Origin of the sequence: Phenylobacterium sp., assembly GCF_030681155.1 — a bacterium.
GTDB lineage: Bacteria > Pseudomonadota > Alphaproteobacteria > Caulobacterales > Caulobacteraceae > Phenylobacterium.
Genome location: NZ_JAUXXE010000036.1, coordinates 20503 through 38522 on the forward strand (window position 1 = coordinate 20503; position 18020 = coordinate 38522).

An 18020-nucleotide genomic window follows, 5' to 3' on the forward strand; every position below is an offset into this window, starting at 1 on the left:
TGTGTTCGGCGGCTTGGCGCGACGCATCGGCGCGCGCCATCTTCCAGGGCTTTGACGGCTGAGGTTCCTGGCCGCCGCGCCTCTCTCTATATAGGAGAGAGACAAATTCAGTTCGGAGCGCGAGGCCCTTGGCCAATTTTCTGCATAAGGGCGATCTGCCCGACGAGGTTCTTGTCGGCGCCGAGGCTGTCGCCATCGATTCGGAAACCATGGGCCTGGCCCTCGGCCGCGATCCGCTTTGCGTGGTCCAACTTTCCGACGGCAAGGGCGACGCCCACCTGGTCCAGCTCGACCGCGCCACCTACGACGCCCCGAATTTGAAACGCCTGCTGACCGATCCGAAGGTCGTGAAGATCTTCCACTTCGGTCGCTTTGATATCGCCATGTTCCACCTGCACCTTGGGGTGGTCACCGCGCCGGTCTACTGCACCAAGATCGCCTCCAAGCTGGCGCGCACCTACACCGACCGCCACGGCCTGAAGGACGTGACCAAGGAGTTGATCGGCGTGGACATGTCCAAAGCCCAGCAGAGTTCCGATTGGGGGGCGGCTACGCTCTCGCCCGAGCAGCAGGCTTACGCCGCCTCGGACGTTCTGCATCTGCACGCCTTGCGCACGAAGCTCGACGCCATGCTGGTCCGCGAGGGCCGTGACGGTCTTGCCCGCGCCTGTTTCGAATTCCTGCCTCACCGCGCCCTGCTTGATGTCCGGGGTTGGGAAGAGGTCGACATCTTCGCCCATTCGTGAGGCCGGCATGACCGCCGCCGCCCTGCCCGACGTGCATATCCGAGGCGATTTCGAACGCTGGCGGCGGCGTTCGAAGTTGATTCGTCGACTGCGGGTCGTCCTGCCGGCGACGATCGGTGTGATCCTGCTCAGCTTGCTGGGGTTTGTGGTTCAGACCACCGTGCTCGGGCGCGACGCCGCGCCGGCGAAGGCCGACGCGCCGATCGAGTTGGTCAATCCGCGTTTCGTTGGGAAGGATGAGAAGGGCAGGGCTTTTGTCATCACCGCGAGCTCGGCCGAACGCGATGAAAACGACTATCAGCGGGTGCTGTTGAGAGAGCCCGCTCTCGTCCTGGACGCCGAGGGCGAAAGTCCGAGCAGGGTGACGGCCAAGACCGGAGTCTATAGTGAAGACAAGCGGGTGTTGAACCTGGACGGCGGGGTGAAGATGAGCGGCAGCAATACCGACTTCAACACCCAGAGTTCGATCTTCAACACCGCGACGGGCGAACTGGAAGGCCAGGGGCAGATCTCCGGCGTCGGATCGCTTGGCGAAATCACTGCGAAGTCCTATGGCGTATACGACAAGGGCGAGCGTCTGGTGTTCAAAGGCGGGGTGCGTGGGCGCCTCGATTCGAAGTAGAGCTTGAGCACTCGAACTTTGACGTTGGGCTTCCCAAATAGGCTGCATGAGCATGAGCGGGCTTGAAATGATGAAGCTGGTGGCCGTTTCGGCTCTCGCCATGGGCCTGGCTGGCCCGGCGGCGGCTCAGCTCGCCCGGAATTCCGACGCCCCGGTGGACATCACCGCTGACTCCCTCGAGGTGGTGAACGCCCAGTGCCTGTCGATCTGGAGCGGCTCGGCCGAGGCCCTGCAGGACCGCACGCGGCTGCGCGCCGACGTGCTGAAGACATTCAACCAGAAGGGCGCGGCCAAGACAGATGGACAGTCGGCCCCCTGCGGCGCGCTTGAGCGCATCGAGGCGATCGGCAACGTCTTCTATGTGACGCCCCAACAGCGGGTGCGTGGCAACAACGCCGTCTATGATGTGACTTCCGAGCGCATCGTGATCACCGGCGACGTGGTGGCGGTGTCCGGACAGAACGTGATCCGCGGCGACCGGCTGACCGTCAATGTTTCCTCGGGCAACGCGCAGATGGAGTCGGGCGCCAAGGGACCGGGCAAGGCCCGCCCGCGCGCGGTGATCTATCCTAGCCAACAGGCGGCGGCCCAGCCCGCCGCTCGACGTTAGGTTCGCGCTTGAAACCGGAACGCTTTGAGTCGCTGCCGGCCCTCGAAGGCCAAGGATTGGTCGTCGATAATGTCGGCAAGTCGTTCCGTGGCCGGCCGGTCGTCAAGGGCGTCTCCCTGCGCTTGGCGCGCGGCGAGGTCGTCGGGCTGCTTGGCCCCAACGGCGCGGGCAAGACCACCTGCTTCTATATGATCACCGGCCTGATCCCGGCGGACTACGGCTCGATCTATCTCGACGGCGAGAACATCACGCGCCAGCCGATGTATCAGCGCGCCCGCATGGGCGTGGGCTACCTGCCGCAGGAAACCTCGATCTTCCGCGCCATGACCGTTGAAGAAAACGTCATGGCGGTGGTCGAACTGCGCGAGCGCAGCCAGACTCGCGCCAAGGCGACGGTGACCGAGCTTCTGGAAGAGTTGCGGATCAGCCATCTGCGCGCCTCGCCGGCGATTTCGCTTTCGGGCGGCGAGCGTCGCCGGGTGGAGATCGCGCGCGCCCTGGCCAGCGAGCCGTCTTTCATGCTGCTGGATGAACCCTTCGCCGGTATCGACCCTCTGGCCATCGCCGATATCCGCGAGGTCATCACCTATCTGAAGGCCCGGGGGATCGGCATTCTGATCACCGACCACAATGTCCGCGAGACCCTCGACATCATCGACCGCGCCTCGATCATCGCCTCAGGCGAGCTGCTGTTCGAAGGCACGCCCGACCAGATCGTCGATGACCCGGAAGTTCGCCGCGTCTATCTGGGCGACCACTTCGGCTGATTTCCGCGTTCGTGCGTTAGGCTGACAACGACGCCGCCTTGGCCCTCTGGGCTTGGGCGCGCCGTGTCCACCACCATGAGCCCACGGCGCCTGGCGCCTGAAGGAGCCGACGTGCGCCTCTCCGTTCACACACGCCTGCGCTACGAGGTTCGCGCCCCCACCACCTTCATCTTCGCGGTCCAGGCCGGCGGCGGCTTTGGCGAGGCGATTCTGTCCGAGGAGATTGAACTGCCGCCCGGCGTCGAGGCCGACTTCATTGTGGGCGCCGGGGGCCCCAATCGCCTGGTGCGCTTCCTGGCCCGTCCCGGAGAGTTCGACCTGACCTATCGGGCTCAGATCGAGACTGCGGGAGACCGCGACCAGCGACGCTTCGTCGGCGGGGCGGTGATCAACGACCTGCCTGCAGACGTGCTGTCCTATCTGTCGCCCAGCCGCTATTGCCAGTCAGACCGGCTCACCAACTTCGCCCGAAGCGAGTTCGGCGGGTTTCCGCAGGGGCTGGGCCAGGTGCAGGCGGTCACCGACTGGATCTTCAATCGCATCACCTACTGCGCGGCCTCTTCCCCGGAGGGCACGAGCGCTCTGGACACCTTGGTCAGCCGCGCCGGCGTCTGCCGCGACTTCGCGCACCTCGGCGCGGCGATCTGTCGAGCGCTCGACCTCCCTGCGCGGATCGTCTCCTGCTACGCCTGGAAGCTGGAGCCGCCGGATTTTCATGCGGTCTTCCAGGTGTTCCTGGACGGCGCCTGGATCACCTTCGACGCGACACGGCTCGCGCCGCTCGAGGGTCTGGTCCACATCGCCTCGGGCCGGGATGCGGCGGACGTGCCCTTCGCCGCATATTTTGGCCAGGCCACCCTGATCGACAAACAGATAGACGTGAGCGCGACCTAGGCTTCAGGGGCGGCGTCCCTTGCTCCGTGGCGCTTGCGTTCGGCCTCAACCTGGACGCGCCAGCGCGCGCGCAGGACCGCTGGGCGTTCCGGATATCGGTCATCCAGGAACTCGGCGGCGGCGACACGGTCGGTGCGGAAATTGCGGAAGTCGGAACGCAGCTCGCACCAAGCCACCAGCAGCCGAACCGTCTCATGATAGCCGACCGTGACCGGCCAGATTGTTCGCTGGCTGGCGCGGTCCTGTTCGTCTCGGTAGTCCAGGGTGATCTTGCGTCCCCCTCGGATCGCGGCGCGGACTTGCCCCATGTCCAAACGGTCCGGCTCAGCCTGGCGCCAGGCTGGAACCGCGCGGCCGGCGGGCTCCAGCACGAAAGGCCGCAGGCGTTCGGGCACCGAGACGGCGATCTTGGCGATCAAGTCCTGAGCCGCGCGCGCCAGCGCGGGGTCGCCACGGCCCGCCACCCATTGGGCGCCCAGCACCGCGGCCTCGATTTCGTCGGGGGTCAACATCAGCGGCGGCAGGTCGAAGCCCTGGTCCAGCACATAGCCCATCCCGGCCTCCCCCCGGATTGGCACTCGCTGGCCCATCAAGGTGGCGATGTCGCGATAGATGGTTCGCTTGGAGGTCTCCAGTTCCTCGGCGATCGCGTCGGCGGTGATCGGCGCGCGGGCGCGGCGCATGATCTGGATGATCTGGAACAGGCGGTCGGCGCGTCGCATGGAAAGCCGCTTCATGAAGGAGAGCATCGCCGGTCGATGCTGACAGCATGGTGGCAGCAGCCCGCGCCTAAGCCAACAGGGTCGTTTCAACGGAGAGACCCTGATGATCACGCTTTATGGATTTGGCGAGAACTTCGGCCTTCCCGAGGTCAGCCCCTATGTCACCAAGACCGAGGTGCACCTGCGGCTCGCGGGTCTGCCCTATGCGAAGCAAGCCTCCGCCCCGCAGTTTTCGCCCAAGGGCCAACTGCCCTGGATGGACGACGACGGTGAATTGATCGCCGATAGCCACTTCATCCGCCTTCACCTGGAACGGAAATACGCGATCGACTTCGACGAGGACTTGGCTCCCTTGAACGCGCCCAGGCTTGGGCGATCGAGCGGATGGTCGAGAACCACTTTGGCTGGACCATGGTCCACACGCGCTGGCTGACGCCGGAGAACTTCGCCAAGGGGCCGGCCCATTTCTTCGACCAGATGCCCCCGACCGTTCAGGAAAACGTGCGTCGCGAGGCTCAGGGGCGGGTGGCCGAAAGCGTTCGCGCTGTCGGGGTCGGCCGTCACGCCGAAGCGGAGATCCTAGCCTTGGGCGTGCGCTCCCTGGCCGCCCTGTCGGCCTTGCTCGGCGACAAGCCGTTCATGATGGGCCCGCGTCCGACCAGCGTCGATGCGGTGGCGTTCGGCATGCTGGCCGGCGTCCTCACCCCGTTCTTCGAGGCCCCGCTCCGCGACCGCGCGATGACCTTCGGCAACCTGACCGCCTATGTCGATCACATGATGGCTGGGATCTATCCGGAGTTCGCCTGGACGCCCCTGAACTTGCCGGCCCAGCGGGTCGCTGCGTGACAAATCGATCTCCCGCAAAGCTTGTTCGCGGAAGTTAACTAATCGGTGGGGGAACCTCGCCTAGCCTGGAGCAAGATTCAGGCCAGGAGGCGGATTTGGCGCTCGGCGCGCGTTTAGAGCTTCGTCAGGGGCAGGGGCTGGTCATCACGCCCCAGCTGCAGCAGGCTATTAAGCTGCTGCAGCTCTCCAATATGGAGCTGGACGCCTATGTCGAAGGCGAGCTGGAGCGCAATCCGTTGCTCCAGCGCGACGAGCGCGAATCAGACTCCGAGCGTGACGAGGCGCCTCGCGACTCGGAAGATTTTGCCCCCGAGCAACTGACCGACCACGCCGCTGCGGCTGATTTGGACGTCAGCCACGACCAGGCCTCGCCCGGCGAACACGCCACCGGCGACGCTCAGGAAGCCCAACATGCCGGCGGGGCTATCGATTGGTCCAAGGCCGGCAAGGGCGGCGGCGGATTTGAAGACACCGACGATTTCGAAAGCCGCCTGACCCGCGAGAAGACGCTTTCGGAGCATCTGCACGACCAGTTGTCCGTCGTGGGGCTTTCGACCAGCCAGGGCGTGATCGCCGCCGTGCTGATCGATTCCGTCGACGAGGGCGGTTATCTGCGCTGCGATCTGGCCGAGACCGCCGATCGCCTCGGCTGCGAACTCGCCGTGATCGAAGAGGTGCTGACCTGCCTGCAGGGGTTTGAGCCCACGGGGGTGTTCGCCCGCGACGTGCGCGAATGCCTGATGCTGCAGCTCAAGGAACGCGACCGCTGCGATCCCGCCATGGTCGCGCTGCTGGACAATCTGGACCTGTTGGCCCGCCGCGACATGGGCGCGCTGCGCAAGGTCTGCGGCGTCGATGATGAAGACATGCGCGAGATGGTGGCCGAGCTTCGCGCCCTGACGCCGCGTCCAGGCGCGGCGTTCGGCGGCGAGCCGAGCCAGCCCGTGGCGCCCGACGTCTTCGTGCGCGAGGGCCTGGGCGGCCTGTGGCACGTGGAGCTGAATACCGACACCCTGCCAAGGCTGCTGGTCGACCAGCGCTATCACGCCCGAGTCTCCAGCGGCGCTCGCACCGACCAGGAAAAAGTCTTCGTCGCCGACTGCATGGCCTCGGCCAACTGGCTGGTGAAGAGCCTGGACCAGCGCGCCAAGACGATCTTGAAGGTGGCGAGCGAGATCGTTCGCCAGCAGGACGGCTTCCTGGCGTTTGGAGTCGAACATCTGCGGCCGCTGAACTTGAAGACCGTGGCCGACGCCATCGGCATGCACGAATCCACCGTCAGCCGGGTGACCTCGAACAAGTACATCGCCACCCCGCGCGGCATGTTCGAGCTGAAGTTCTTCTTCACCTCTTCGATCGCCTCGAGCTCGGGCGGCGAGGCTCACTCGGCCGAGAGCGTGCGGCACAAGATCAAGCAGCTTATCGAGGCCGAACGCACCGAGGCCGAGGTGCATTCCGACGACCGCATCGTCGATATCCTGAAGGAAACCGGCGTCGACATCGCGCGCCGGACGGTCGCCAAGTATCGCGAGGCGATGCGCATCCCATCGTCGGTCGAGCGGCGGCGCGCGCTTAAGGAAACCGCCTAGGTTTCAGCGGGCGTGGGCGCGGCTCAAAGGGCAGGATCGACCCCCGACCTGAGCCCTTTGCGAGAAATTCTGTCTTGAGCATCGGGCCCCGCCCGTTAGGGAAGACGCGTGATCAGCTTCCAATCCGTCGGCAAGACCTTTGCGCGCGCGCCTGCGCCGGCCTTGGTCGATGTCAGCCTAGAGGTCGCGCCGGGCGAGGTTTTCGGCGTGATCGGCCAATCGGGCGCCGGCAAGTCGACCCTGATCCGGCTGATCAACGGAATCGAGCGGCCCAGCCTTGGGCGGGTTATCACTGACGGCGAGGATGTCGGCGCCCTGGACGCGGGCGGCCTCCGGGGCCTTCGCCGCCGGGTCGGCATGATCTTCCAGCACTTCAATCTGCTGTCGTCGAAAACGGTGGCGGCCAATGTCGCCTTCCCGCTGAAAGTGGCCGGCGTGCCGCGCGGGGAGATCGGCCCGCGCGTCGCCGAACTTTTGGATCGCGTCGGACTGGCGGACCAGGCCCACAAGTATCCAGCCCAACTTTCCGGTGGCCAGAAGCAGCGCGTGGGGATCGCCCGGGCGCTGGCCAACGGCCCGAAAATCCTGCTGTGCGACGAGGCGACCAGCGCGCTGGATCCCCAGACCACCGAACAGATCCTGGACCTGCTGGCCCGGCTGAACAGGGAGCTTGGCCTGACCATCGTCCTGATCACCCATGAGATGGAGGTGATCCGCCGGGTCTGCCATCGCGTCGCGGTGCTGGACGCCGGCGCGGTCGTCGAGAGCGGCGAGGTGGCCGAGGTCTTCCTGCATCCGCAGCATCCCGTCACGCGCGCCTTAGTGGCCGATGCCGCCGGCCTGGTCGTGGCCAAGGGCCAGGGCGCGGGGCCGACCTTGCGGCTGACCTTCCGGGGTGCGGCCACCTATGAACCGATCCTGGGGCGCATCGCCCGGGACACCGGCGTCGACTATTCGATCCTGGCTGGCCGCATCGACCGGATCCGCGATGAACCCTACGGCCAACTGCTGGTCTCGCTGGTTGGCGGCGACGTCACCGAGGCGCGGACGCGCCTGATCGCCGCCGGCGTCCGGGTCGAGGAGGCGTAGGGGATGCTCACCAACATCAACTGGGCCGATATCGGACAGGCGACGCTCGACACCCTGGTGATGCTGGGCGGTTCGCTGGCGTTCTCGGTGCTGCTGGGCCTGCCCCTGGGCGTCATCCTGTTCCTGACGGGCGCGAAGCAACTGCTGGCCAATCGCCCGGTGAACATGGCGCTGTCGTTTGCGGTCAATGTCCTGCGCTCGGTGCCGTTCGTGATCCTGCTGATCGTGATGATCCCGCTGACTGTGTTGCTGGTCGGGACCTCGCTGGGCGTGGCAGGGGCCATTCCGCCCTTGGTCCTCGGCGCCGCGCCCTTCTACGCCCGCCTGGTCGAGACGGCGTTGCGCGAGGTCGACAAGGGCGTGATCGAGGCCGGGCAGGCCATGGGCGCGACGCCGCGCCAGATCGTGTTCGGAGCGCTGCTGCCCGAGGCCATGCCAGGCATCATCGCCGGCGCCACGGTCACGGCGATCGCCCTGGTGTCTTACACCGCCATGGCCGGCGTCGTCGGCGCGGGCGGGCTGGGCGACCTGGCCATCCGCTTCGGCTATCAACGCTTCCAAACCGACGTCATGGTGGTGACTGTCGTCTTGTTGCTGGCCTTGGTCCAAGGGCTGCAATGGGCCGGCGACCGCCTGATCATCAAGGTCAGCCGACGCTGACTCGCCAAGGAATTTCGATGTCCGCCATCCGCCGCACCGTGATCCTCGCCGCCGCCGCCCTGGCGCTGGCCGCCTGCGGCGAGCAGGCGGCCCAGACCGGCGCCGCCGACACCCTGGTCGTCGCCGCCACGCCGGTGCCGCACGCCGAAATCCTGGAGGCCATCGGCCCGATGCTGGCCGAGCAGGGTGTGAAGCTGGATGTCCGGGTGTTCAACGACTACGTGCAGCCCAACCTGCAGGTCGCGCAAAAACAGCTCGACGTGAACTTCTTCCAGACCGCGCCCTATCTGGATGAGTTCAACAAGGCCCGCGGCACCAATCTGGTCCGCGTTGTCGGCGTCCATATCGAACCGATCGGCGCCTATTCCAAGAAGGTGAAGACGCTCGCTGACCTGCCCCAGGGCGCGAGCGTGGGCATTCCCAACGAGCCCAGCAACGGCGGCCGGGCCCTGTTGCTGCTGCAGAAGGGCGGCCTGATCACCCTGAAAGATCCGGCCAACCCGCTCTCGACACTGAACGACATTGTCACCAACCCCAAGGGGCTGAAGTTCCGCGAGCTTGAGGCCGCGACCCTGCCGCGCGTGCTGGGTGAACTGGACCTAGCGGTGATCAACACCAACTACGTTCTCGACGCCAAGCTCAGCCCGACCAAGGACGCGCTGCTGCTGGAAGACAGCAAGAGCCCCTATGTGAACTTCCTGGTCGCGCGGCCCGATAACAAGAACGACCCGCGCGTTCAGAAGCTGGCCGCCGCCCTGACCAGCCCCACCGCGCGCGCCTTCATCGAGAAGACCTACGGCGGGGCTGTCCAGCCCGCGTTCTAGGCCGCCAGGCGCTCGGCGATCTGCACGGCATTCAGCGCCGCACCCTTCAGCAACTGGTCGCCGACCACGAAGATGCTCAGCGTGCGGCCCGACGGATCGGACAGGTCGCTGCGGATGCGGCCGACCAGCACGTCGTCCTGGCCTGAGGCCTCGTTCGGCATCGGGTAGTGGTTGCGCAGGGCGTCATTGACCAGACGCACGCCAGGAGCCTCGGCCAGCCAAGCCTCGGCCTGCGCCGGCGTCACCGGCTGCTCGAACTCGATGGTCAGAGCCATGGAGTGGGCGCGCAGCACCGGCACCCGGACGCAGGTGAAGGACAGGCGCATGTCGGGCGTGGACATGATCTTGCGGATCTCCTCCATCGCCTTCATCTCCTCGCCGTTGTAGCCGGTGTCGGCCTCGATGCCGGCGTTGTGGCTGAACAGGTTGAAGGCGTAGGGGTGCGGCAGCACCTTCGGCGCAAACTCTTCCCCGGCCAGATAGGCGGCGGTGGACTGCTGCAGCTCTTCCATGGCCGCGGCGCCGGCGCCTGACGCCGATTGGTAGGTGGCGCCGATCACGCGCTGGATCGGGTTCTGGGCGTGCAGCGGCTGCAGGGCCATCACCGCGATGGCGGCGACGCAGTTGGGGTTGGCGATGATGCGCGGGCGATCGGCCAGGAGGCCGCCGTTCACCTCGGGCACCACCAGCGGGATCTCGGCCTGCATCCGGAACGCCGAGGAGTTGTCGACAACCAGCGCGCCCTTGGCCGCGGCGATCGGCGCGAACTCGCGGCTGATCGAGGCGCCGGCCGCGAAGATGGCGATGTCGACGCCGGTGAAGCTGTCGGCGGTCAAGGCCTCGACGGCCACCGGGCGGCCCTGGAAGCTATAGGTGCGGCCTGCCGAGCGGGCCGAAGCCAGCAGCTTCAACGAGCGGACTGGGAAATTGCGACGGGCCAGGCAATCCATCAGCTCCACGCCGACCGCGCCGGTGGCGCCGACGATGGCGATATTGAACAGGCGTTGTGCGGCGGGGCGGGCGGTCTCGGTCGAAAGCATGGGGTCTCATCTCCAGTGTGATCCAGAGGCCGAGGGGCTTTCGCTGTTGGAAGTGCGACCCCGGCCTGCCGGCGGGGTCCTTGGGGTGCTACGCGGCGTGCGCGCGCAAACCCCCAAGCCCCGCGGGCATGGTGGTTTTAATCGCGCTTTTAATGGTCGAACGACGCATGGCGCTCCGATATGCCAAATGGGGCCTGTTTGTAAACAGGCTGCTTCGACTTCAATCCATCTGGAGGGCTCACGCGTTGTTGCTGCGAGATGCGTCTATGGGGGATGGTTCAGAGATAGATGTCCGACCACTGGGCTGAGGAGCAACAAAAGCCGATCTCGGTCGTCCTGCGCGAATTGTGCGCCGAGGACGACATGCGGCTGGGCGACATTGTCGACCGTTTTGGCCGCCGCGCGCTCGGGTCCCTGCTGTTCGTGCTGGCTATCCCGAATCTGCTGCCCCTTCCGCCCGGCTCTTCCACCGTGCTCGGCGCGCCGCTGTTGTTGCTGTCGCCGCAGCTCGCGCTGGGCGTTCACGCTCCCTGGCTTCCGAACTGGCTGGAGAACCGCACGATATCTGGCGCCGACCTGAGCCGGGCCTTCAACCGCCTGCTGCCCTTGGTCGAGCGTATCGAGAAGATCTCCACCCCGCGCCTTGGCTTCATGTTCGGCACGATCGGCGACCGGGCGATCGGCGTGATCTGTTCGCTTCTGTCGTTCGTGCTGATCCTGCCGATCCCGCTGGGCAACCTGCTGCCGGCGCTGACCATTGGCGTGTTGGGGTTCGCGCTGCTCCAGCGTGACGGCCTTTTTGCGACCGCCGGGTATATTCTGGCGGCATTTAGCGGCCTGCTTTTGTACCTGGCTGCTGACGCGGTGATCGCCGGTGTTCGCCTTCTCGTGAACTGGTTCGGGGGCGCTTGACACCTTTGCCGCAGCGGCGCGTTGATAGGGCATGCAAGTCTTAGTTTCCGGCAAGCATGTCGCCGTTGGAGAGGCCCTGCGGGAGCGGGTCTCCGACGAAATCACCGGTTCAATCGGCAAGTACTTCGACCGTGGCGGTAACGCCGACGTCGTGGTCAGCCGTGAGGGCCATTCCTTCAGGGTCGACTGCGCGGTGAAGCTGGCCTCAGGCCAGGCGTTGCAGTCACATGGCCTGGGCATGGACGCTCATGGCGCCTTCGATGCGGCCTTGGCCAAGATCGAAACGCGCATACGCCGCTACAAGCGGCGGCTGAAGAGCCACTCGGCGGCGGCTACGGCCAAGCAAGCCGAGACGGCGTCCTATTTCGTCATCCGAGCGCCTGAGGGCGAAGAAGATGTCGAGTGGGACGAGGGCGAAACGTCGCAGCATTCCGATACGCCGCCTTCGGGAATGGTTATCGCAGAAACCGAAAGGCCGGTTCGCGAGATGACCGTTTCCATGGCGGTCATGGAGTTGGACTTGACGGAATCTCAAACAATCGTGTTTAGGAACGCCGCTCACGGGGGATTGTCCGTGGTGTACCGCCGGCCGGATGGAAATATCGGCTGGATCGATCCTGAACGTACGAAATCGCTTAATGGGACCGGAGTGAACGGAGTCAGCGCCTAGGCGCTGAGTTCCGCCGATCCCGAGCATCGTGCGCCGGGGCTGTTTTCGAGTTTGGGCGTCACGAAACTATGCAGATAGGCGACATACTGGACCGCGGCGCCATCGCGGGGCGGGCCAGCGCGCCGAACAAGCGTCAAGCCCTGGCCCTCGTGGCTGAATTGGCCGCGCGCAATTTCGGCCTGGAGGCGGGCGTGGTGCTCGACGCTCTTATGGAGCGCGAGGCCGCCGGCTCGACCGGCGTGGGCTATGGCGTCGCCGCGCCCCACGCCAGGCTGGACGGACTGACCAGGATGCGGGGCGTGTTCGTGCGCCTCGATCAGCCGGTGGCGTTCGATTCCGTCGACGACCAGCCTGTAGACTTGATCTTCGCGCTGTTCGCGCCGCCGAACGCGAGCTCCGAACACTTGCGGGCCTTGGCGCGTGTTTCGAGGATGCTCCGCCAGGGCGACGTTCGCGAGCATCTGCGCCAAGCGCGCACGCCTGACGCCATTCATGCCTTGCTGGTGCAGGAGCGGCCCTCAGCGGCCGCCTGACGCCCTAGGTCGCTTTCTAGGCGGCCCGGGGCGGGGGTTTCGCATTCGAATAGGGGAGCGGGCGCTCCCAGGCCCTTCTGCCGGGCCTGGGTGTGGACACCCTAGTGGACTGACACCGGGGCCAGTTCGTGGGCTAGGGCCGCGGCCATGGCCGAGTCCTTGTCGGTCAGCACCGCCAGGCGCTCGCCATCGGCGCGGTGCACCGCATAGAGAACCTGATCGGGATCGAGCTGAAAGCCTTGGATCTGCGATGCAGGGGTATTCGCAATGATCTCCGACGCCCGGATCGGACGGACATAGACGAGGTCCGGCGCACCCAGGGCGGCAAAGGCTTCAGTCGTAAGATTCGGCGTCATCATGACCACCTCCATAAAACTCAACGCGTCGAACGGCCGCCGGTTCAGCCGGCCGTCTTGATCTGGATTTGCTGCACGCGACGCTCCGGCTCCGGCCGGGACAGGTCGATGTGCAGAAGTCCATGTTCCAGGGTTGCGCCCTCGACGATCATCCCGTCGGCCAGGATGAAGGTTCGAATGAAGCCGCGCGCCGCGATGCCGCGGTGCAGGTACGCTTCGTCGGTGACGCTCTCCCGCTTCCCGGCCACGATCAGCTGACGGTCCTCCACGGTCACGTGAAGCTGGTCGGGGGTGAACCCGGCTACAGCCAAGGTGATCCGCAGGGAACCTTCGCCGCGATCTTCGACATTGTAGGGCGGGTAGCTTTCAGCGGCGGCCTTGGCGGCGCGCTCGATCAAGCTACGGGTGTGATCGAAGCCCAGCAGGAAGGGGCTGTCGAAGACGATCGGCCGGTTCATTCCAGAGTCCTCAGTTTAAGCGACTCACCGAATCCCGCCCAAGAAGGCGCGGGTTCCGGTTGGAACTCATTTGGCGATGATCTGGTTGGATTTCAACGGGAGCCTGAAAAGGCGAAGGCCCGCAGCGTTAACTGCGGGCCTCCATGGTGGAGCTAAGCGGAGTCGAACCGCTGACCTCTTGAATGCCATTCAAGCGCTCTACCAGCTGAGCTATAGCCCCGAAGGTCTCGGGTTCTTCGTAGGTCGCCCCCCGAAGAGGCGCGGAACCTAGTCTGAGAGTTTGGCTCGATCAACCCACTCTGAAAGTTTTTTTTGTGGGTTGATCGAGCCCTTATTCAATAAGGGTTTTTAGCGGTCGTCCTCGTCGCCTTCACCCGGAAGGCCTTCGATTTCGGTGTCGTCGAAGTCGTCGTCTTCCTCGTCTTCAAGGAAGGGAACGTCCGCGTCGTCTTCGTCCTCGAGGTCGTCCTCGGTGAACTCGGAGAGCTGGTCTTCCGCCGGGGCGTCGGGCGCCTCGTCGTCGTCGTCGGAAACGAGGGGAACCTCGTCGGCGACTTCGTCCAGTTCCGGGGTCGTGGCTTCTTCTTCCTCGTCCTCGTCCTCGGCCTTCGGCTTGCCGCGGACTTGATCCTCGGCGTCGTCTAGGTCGTGGTCGACGGGCGCCGCGCGAGCGCGAACGCGACGGTTGCGGACCGCTTCGTCGGGGTCAAACTCATGACCACACTTCGGGCAGACGGCGGGGCGTCGCGTCAGGTCGTAGAATTTGGCCTGGCAGTTGGGGCAAATTTGCTTTGCACCCAGTTCGGGATTAGCCAAGGGGGCTGAGCCTCTCAGAGCGGGTTTTGGAATTGGAGCCGGCTCCCTTGCCATGCGCGGAGAGCGCTGTCAAAAGCAAACCCCTTTCCAAGAACAGCACGGCCTTAAGGAGGCTTGGCAATCCCATGACGTCAGCAGGACTGACCGCGAAACGCGGCGGCCCGCTGCGGGGCCGCGTGCGCGCCCCAGGCGACAAGTCGATCTCTCACCGAGCCCTTATCCTGGGCGCGTTGGCGCAAGGCGTCACCGAGATCGAAGGGCTTCTTGAAGGGGACGATGTGCTGCGCACCGCCCAGGCCATGCGTAGCTTCGGCGCCAGCGTCGAGCAGCTTGGCCCAGGCCAGTGGCGCGTCGAGGGACGTGGCGGTTTTTCCGAACCCTCCGACGTGATCGATTGCGGCAATGCCGGCACCGGCGTGCGCCTGATCATGGGCGCCATGGCTGGGTTCGACTTCGCGGCGACCTTTACGGGCGATGAGTCGCTGCGCAGCCGGCCGATGCGCCGGGTGCTGGGGCCGCTCGGCCAGATGGGGGCGACCTGGACGGGGCGCTCCAATGGGCGGCTGCCGCTGACGCTCCAGGGCGGAAATCTCAACTACCTTTCCTATCGGCTGCCCGAGCCCTCGGCCCAGGTGAAGTCGGCGGTGCTGCTGGCCGGCCTGCAGGCCAGCGCCGGCGCCCAGGTGATCGAGCCGGAAGCCACCCGTGACCACACCGAGCGGATGCTGCGCGCCTTTGGGGCCGTGGTGGACGTCGAGGACCGTGCCGACGGCCGCTACATCACCCTGGCCGGCGGGCAGAAACTGACCGGGACCAAGGTCCGCGTGCCCGGCGACCCGTCCTCTGCGGCGTTCCCGCTGGTCGCAGCCTTGGTGACGCCGGGATCCGAGGTGACGGTCGAGGGCGTGTTGCTCAACGCGCTGCGCACCGGTCTCTTCACCACGCTTCAGGAAATGGGCGGGGATCTGACGGTCTCCAATGTCCGCGAAGAGGGCGGCGAGCAGGTCGGCGACGTGACCGCGCGCCACTCGGCCCTGAAAGGCGTGTCGGTCCCACCCGAGCGCGCGCCGGCCATGATCGACGAGTATCCGATCCTCGCCGTCGCCGCGGCCTTCGCCGAGGGTTCGACCATCATGCGCGGCATCGGCGAGATGCGCGTGAAGGAAAGCGATCGCATCGCCTTGATGGCCAACGGCTTGAGCGCCTGCGGCGTAGGCGTTGAAGAAGAGCCCGAAGGCCTGATCGTCATCGGGTCGGTGCGCGGCAACCATCCCGTCGCCGGCGGCGCGCGGGTGACGACCAAGGGCGATCACCGGATCGCCATGTCTCATCTGGTCATGGGGCTGGCGTCGGACGAGCCGGTGGCCGTGGACGAACCTGGCATGATCGCCACCAGCTTCCCGGGTTTCGAAAATCTGATGCGCGGCCTTGGAGCGGAAATTTCGTGAAGGCGCCCTTCGTTATCGCCGTCGATGGCCCGGCGGCCTCAGGCAAGGGCACGATCGCCAGCCGCTTGGCCGACGCCTATGACGTGCCGATGCTGGATTCTGGCCTGCTCTATCGTGCGGTCGGGGTGCTGCTCGATCGTCACGGCGGTGATTTCGACGATGTCGCCGCCGCGACCCAGGTCGCCCGCGACCTCACGCCCGAGATGCTGACCGACCCGGCGTTCCGGACCCGTGAGGCGGGCGAAGCGGCCAGCCGCGTGGCGGTTCATCCGCCGGTGCGCTTGGCCCTGCGCGATATGCAGCAGGCCTTCGCGCAACGACCGGAAGGCGCGGTGATCGACGGTCGCGATATCGGCACCGTGATCGCGCCAGCCGCGCCGGCCAAGCTCTACGTCACCGCCACGCCGGAGGTCCGCGCCGAGCGGCGGTGGAAGCAGCTTCAGGCCCAGGGCGAGAGCGTCTCCTATGACGATATCCTCGACGATATTCGCAAGCGCGACGCGCGTGACGGCGGCCGGGCCGACTCGCCGATGCGGCCGGCTGACGACGCCGTCTTGCTGGACACCACCGAAATGACTATAGACCAGGCCACCGATGCGGCCCGCCGTATCGTCGAGGCGGCGCGCGCGCGCTGGGAGCTCTCCTAAGGGAGGGGCCTGGCCCGCAAATCCAACCGCGCCTTTTCCTCGTACGGCCGCGGGCAAATCACCGGCGCAGGTCTCTGCGCTATCGGTCGCAACCCTTAACCCGACGCCGAGACTCCGTCTCAACGCCCTGGCGCGTTGGCGGGGCCATTTCCCATTCCAGGGGCGGCGTCACTTGAAGACGAAAGAACATCAATGGCTGACGATATGAGCCTGAACCCGACGCGCGACGACTTCTCCGCCCTGCTCGACGAGAGCATGGGCGGCCGTGACTTCATGGAAGGCACGGTTGTCAAAGGCATCGTCGTTGGGATCGAAAAAGACTTCGCGATCATCGACGTCGGTCTGAAGACCGAAGGCCGCGTGTCCGTGAAGGAATTCGGCGTTGACGAAGACGGCAAGTCGCCGATCGTCATCGGCGCCACCGTCGAAGTGTTCCTGGAACGCGTCGAAAACGCCATGGGCGAAGCGGTCATCAGCCGCGACAAGGCTCGCCGCGAGGAAGCCTGGACGCGTCTCGAAGGCGTGTACGAGAAGAACGAGCCGGTCATGGGTTCGATCGTCGGTCGGGTCAAAGGCGGCTTCACCGTCGACCTCGGCGGCGCCTCGGCCTTCCTGCCGGGTTCGCAAGTCGACATCCGCCCCGTGCGCGACGTCGGCCCGCTCATGGGCAAGGAACAGCCCTTCGCCATCCTCAAGATGGACCGTCCGCGCGGCAACATCGTCGTCTCGCGTCGCGCCATCCTGGAAGAAGCCCGCGCCGAACAGCGCACCGAGCCGGTCGGCCAGCTGCAAGAGGGTGAAGTCCGCGAAGGCGTCGTCAAGAACATCACCGATTACGGTGCGTTCGTTGACCTGGGCGGCATCGACGGCCTGCTGCACGTCACCGACATGAGCTGGAAGCGCGTCAACCACCCGAGCCAAGTGCTCGCGGTCGGCGATACGGTTAAGGTCCAGATCGTCAAGATCAACCCGGACACGCAGCGCATCAGCCTTGGCATGAAGCAACTGCAGTCCGATCCGTGGGACGGCGTGGAAGCGAAGTACCCGGTCGGCGCGAAGTTCACGGGCCGCATCACCAACATCACCGACTACGGCGCCTTCGTGGAGCTGGAAGCCGGCGTTGAAGGTCTGGTGCACGTCTCGGAAATGTCCTGGACCAAGAAGAACGTCCACCCCGGCAAGATTGTCTCGACCTCGCAAGAAGTCGACGTGGTCGTGCTGGACGTCGATCCGTCCAAGCGCCGCGTGTCGCTCGGCCTGAAGCAGGCCATGGCCAATCCGTGGGACGCCTTCGTGGCGGCTCATCCGATCGGCTCGACCGTCGAAGGCGAAGTCAAGAACGCGACCGAGTTCGGTCTGTTCATCGGCCTCGACAACGACATCGACGGCATGGTGCACCTGTCGGATCTCGACTGGACCGTGTCGGGTGAAGAAGCCATCGCCAAGTACAACAAGGGCGACATGGTCAAGGCCCGCGTTCTCGACGTCGACGTCGAGAAGGAACGCATCTCGCTCGGCATCAAGCAACTCGCCGGCGACCCGATGCAGGGCGACACCTACCGTTCGAAGCAGACCGTCACCGTCACCGTCACCGAGATCACCTCGGGCGGTATCGAAGTGAAGTTCGGCGACGAAGAAGCCCCGATGACGGCCTTCATCCGCAAGTCCGACCTGTCCCGCGACCGTGGCGATCAGCGCCCCGAGCGCTTCGCCGTGGGTGACCGCGTCGACGCCCAGATCACGAGCATCGACAAGGCTGCCCGCCGCGTCG

22 protein-coding genes and 1 tRNA gene are annotated in these 18020 nt (G+C 65.7%); 17 read left to right on the forward strand and 6 right to left on the reverse strand.

Annotated elements, in window-relative coordinates; all coding sequences use genetic code 11:
- Window positions 1-128 precede the first annotated feature (128 nt).
- The 5 genes from Q8M13_RS09385 (at window position 129) to Q8M13_RS09405 (ending at window position 3639) form a co-directional block, all read left to right on the forward strand.
- Window positions 129-746, forward strand: a complete 618-nt coding sequence (locus Q8M13_RS09385; protein WP_305299620.1) for a ribonuclease D — start codon at window positions 129-131, stop codon at window positions 744-746.
- A 7-nt stretch (window positions 747-753) separates the two neighbouring features.
- Entirely contained in the window at window positions 754-1368 is a 615-nt protein-coding gene (gene lptC, locus Q8M13_RS09390; RefSeq protein ID WP_305299622.1) for an LPS export ABC transporter periplasmic protein LptC, read from the forward strand.
- 52 nt (window positions 1369-1420) lie between these two features.
- Window positions 1421-1978: an LptA/OstA family protein gene (locus Q8M13_RS09395; RefSeq protein WP_305299624.1), complete on the forward strand. Its 558-nt coding sequence runs from the start codon at window positions 1421-1423 to the stop codon at window positions 1976-1978.
- Between the two features lie 32 nt (window positions 1979-2010).
- Window positions 2011-2745, forward strand: a complete 735-nt coding sequence (lptB, locus tag Q8M13_RS09400; protein WP_370870002.1) for an LPS export ABC transporter ATP-binding protein — start codon at window positions 2011-2013, stop codon at window positions 2743-2745.
- A 111-nt stretch (window positions 2746-2856) separates the two neighbouring features.
- Window positions 2857-3639 (forward strand): transglutaminase family protein, encoded by a 783-nt coding sequence (locus Q8M13_RS09405; RefSeq protein ID WP_305299627.1) that lies wholly within the window; start codon window positions 2857-2859, stop codon window positions 3637-3639.
- Here the strand turns inward: Q8M13_RS09405 and Q8M13_RS09410 are convergent.
- Window positions 3636-4361 (reverse strand): YafY family protein, encoded by a 726-nt coding sequence (locus Q8M13_RS09410; protein ID WP_305299628.1) that lies wholly within the window; start codon window positions 4359-4361, stop codon window positions 3636-3638. The two genes, Q8M13_RS09405 and Q8M13_RS09410, sit on opposite strands and share 4 nt — an antisense overlap.
- 103 nt (window positions 4362-4464) lie before the next feature.
- Between Q8M13_RS09410 and Q8M13_RS09415 the strand changes: the two genes are divergently transcribed.
- From Q8M13_RS09415 to Q8M13_RS09440, 6 genes are all read left to right on the forward strand, one after another.
- Complete coding sequence (locus tag Q8M13_RS09415) at window positions 4465-4794, forward strand: glutathione S-transferase N-terminal domain-containing protein (protein WP_305299630.1); 330 nt, start codon at window positions 4465-4467, stop codon at window positions 4792-4794.
- Window positions 4746-5207, forward strand: a complete 462-nt coding sequence (locus Q8M13_RS09420) for a glutathione S-transferase C-terminal domain-containing protein (protein WP_305299632.1) — start codon at window positions 4746-4748, stop codon at window positions 5205-5207. The genes Q8M13_RS09415 and Q8M13_RS09420 overlap by 49 nt, the downstream gene beginning before the upstream one ends.
- A gap of 95 nt (window positions 5208-5302) precedes the next feature.
- Complete coding sequence (gene rpoN / locus Q8M13_RS09425; protein WP_305299634.1) at window positions 5303-6796, forward strand: RNA polymerase factor sigma-54; 1494 nt, start codon at window positions 5303-5305, stop codon at window positions 6794-6796.
- 108 nt (window positions 6797-6904) lie between these two features.
- Window positions 6905-7885 (forward strand): methionine ABC transporter ATP-binding protein, encoded by a 981-nt coding sequence (locus tag Q8M13_RS09430; RefSeq protein WP_305299635.1) that lies wholly within the window; start codon window positions 6905-6907, stop codon window positions 7883-7885.
- A gap of 3 nt (window positions 7886-7888) precedes the next feature.
- A complete protein-coding gene (locus Q8M13_RS09435; RefSeq protein ID WP_305299636.1) occupies window positions 7889-8545 on the forward strand; it encodes a methionine ABC transporter permease in 657 nt (218 codons plus the stop codon).
- Between the two features lie 17 nt (window positions 8546-8562).
- A complete protein-coding gene (locus Q8M13_RS09440; protein ID WP_305299637.1) occupies window positions 8563-9369 on the forward strand; it encodes a MetQ/NlpA family ABC transporter substrate-binding protein in 807 nt (268 codons plus the stop codon).
- Here Q8M13_RS09440 and Q8M13_RS09445 read toward each other — a convergent pair.
- The gene (locus Q8M13_RS09445) at window positions 9366-10409 is read right to left on the reverse strand and encodes an aspartate-semialdehyde dehydrogenase (RefSeq protein ID WP_305299638.1); all 1044 of its coding nucleotides are present in this window, start codon (window positions 10407-10409) and stop codon (window positions 9366-9368) included. The two genes, Q8M13_RS09440 and Q8M13_RS09445, sit on opposite strands and share 4 nt — an antisense overlap.
- 288 nt (window positions 10410-10697) lie before the next feature.
- Here Q8M13_RS09445 and Q8M13_RS09450 point away from each other — a divergent pair, with 288 nt between their 5' ends.
- The 3 genes from Q8M13_RS09450 (at window position 10698) to ptsN (ending at window position 12524) form a co-directional block, all read left to right on the forward strand.
- Window positions 10698-11321, forward strand: coding sequence for an exopolysaccharide biosynthesis protein (locus Q8M13_RS09450; protein WP_305299639.1), 624 nt, complete (start codon window positions 10698-10700; stop codon window positions 11319-11321).
- 31 nt (window positions 11322-11352) lie between these two features.
- The gene (hpf, locus tag Q8M13_RS09455) at window positions 11353-11991 is read left to right on the forward strand and encodes a ribosome hibernation-promoting factor, HPF/YfiA family (protein WP_305299641.1); all 639 of its coding nucleotides are present in this window, start codon (window positions 11353-11355) and stop codon (window positions 11989-11991) included.
- Between the two features lie 68 nt (window positions 11992-12059).
- Entirely contained in the window at window positions 12060-12524 is a 465-nt protein-coding gene (ptsN, locus tag Q8M13_RS09460; protein ID WP_305299642.1) for a PTS IIA-like nitrogen regulatory protein PtsN, read from the forward strand.
- A gap of 101 nt (window positions 12525-12625) precedes the next feature.
- Here the strand turns inward: ptsN and Q8M13_RS09465 are convergent, their stop codons facing one another.
- From Q8M13_RS09465 to Q8M13_RS09480, 4 genes are all read right to left on the reverse strand, one after another.
- Window positions 12626-12880, reverse strand: coding sequence for a DUF1150 domain-containing protein (locus Q8M13_RS09465; protein WP_305299651.1), 255 nt, complete (start codon window positions 12878-12880; stop codon window positions 12626-12628).
- A 44-nt stretch (window positions 12881-12924) separates the two neighbouring features.
- Complete coding sequence (locus Q8M13_RS09470; protein WP_305299645.1) at window positions 12925-13338, reverse strand: Hsp20 family protein; 414 nt, start codon at window positions 13336-13338, stop codon at window positions 12925-12927.
- A gap of 144 nt (window positions 13339-13482) precedes the next feature.
- A tRNA-Ala gene (locus Q8M13_RS09475) sits at window positions 13483-13558 on the reverse strand.
- Window positions 13559-13686: 128 nt separating this feature from the next.
- Complete coding sequence (locus tag Q8M13_RS09480; protein WP_305299646.1) at window positions 13687-14154, reverse strand: TIGR02300 family protein; 468 nt, start codon at window positions 14152-14154, stop codon at window positions 13687-13689.
- A gap of 125 nt (window positions 14155-14279) precedes the next feature.
- On the opposite strand from Q8M13_RS09480, the gene aroA reads away from it, so the two are divergent.
- From aroA to rpsA, 3 genes are all read left to right on the forward strand, one after another.
- Window positions 14280-15602, forward strand: a complete 1323-nt coding sequence (aroA, locus tag Q8M13_RS09485; protein ID WP_305299648.1) for a 3-phosphoshikimate 1-carboxyvinyltransferase — start codon at window positions 14280-14282, stop codon at window positions 15600-15602.
- Window positions 15599-16249 carry a (d)CMP kinase gene (gene cmk, locus Q8M13_RS09490; protein WP_305299649.1) on the forward strand — a complete coding sequence of 217 codons (651 nt, stop codon included), beginning with the start codon at window positions 15599-15601 and terminating at the stop codon, window positions 16247-16249. The genes aroA and cmk overlap by 4 nt, the downstream gene beginning before the upstream one ends.
- Window positions 16250-16441: 192 nt before the next feature.
- Window positions 16442-18020 (forward strand): 30S ribosomal protein S1 (rpsA, locus tag Q8M13_RS09495; RefSeq protein WP_305299650.1); only part of this gene is annotated, 1579 nt, incomplete at its 3' end.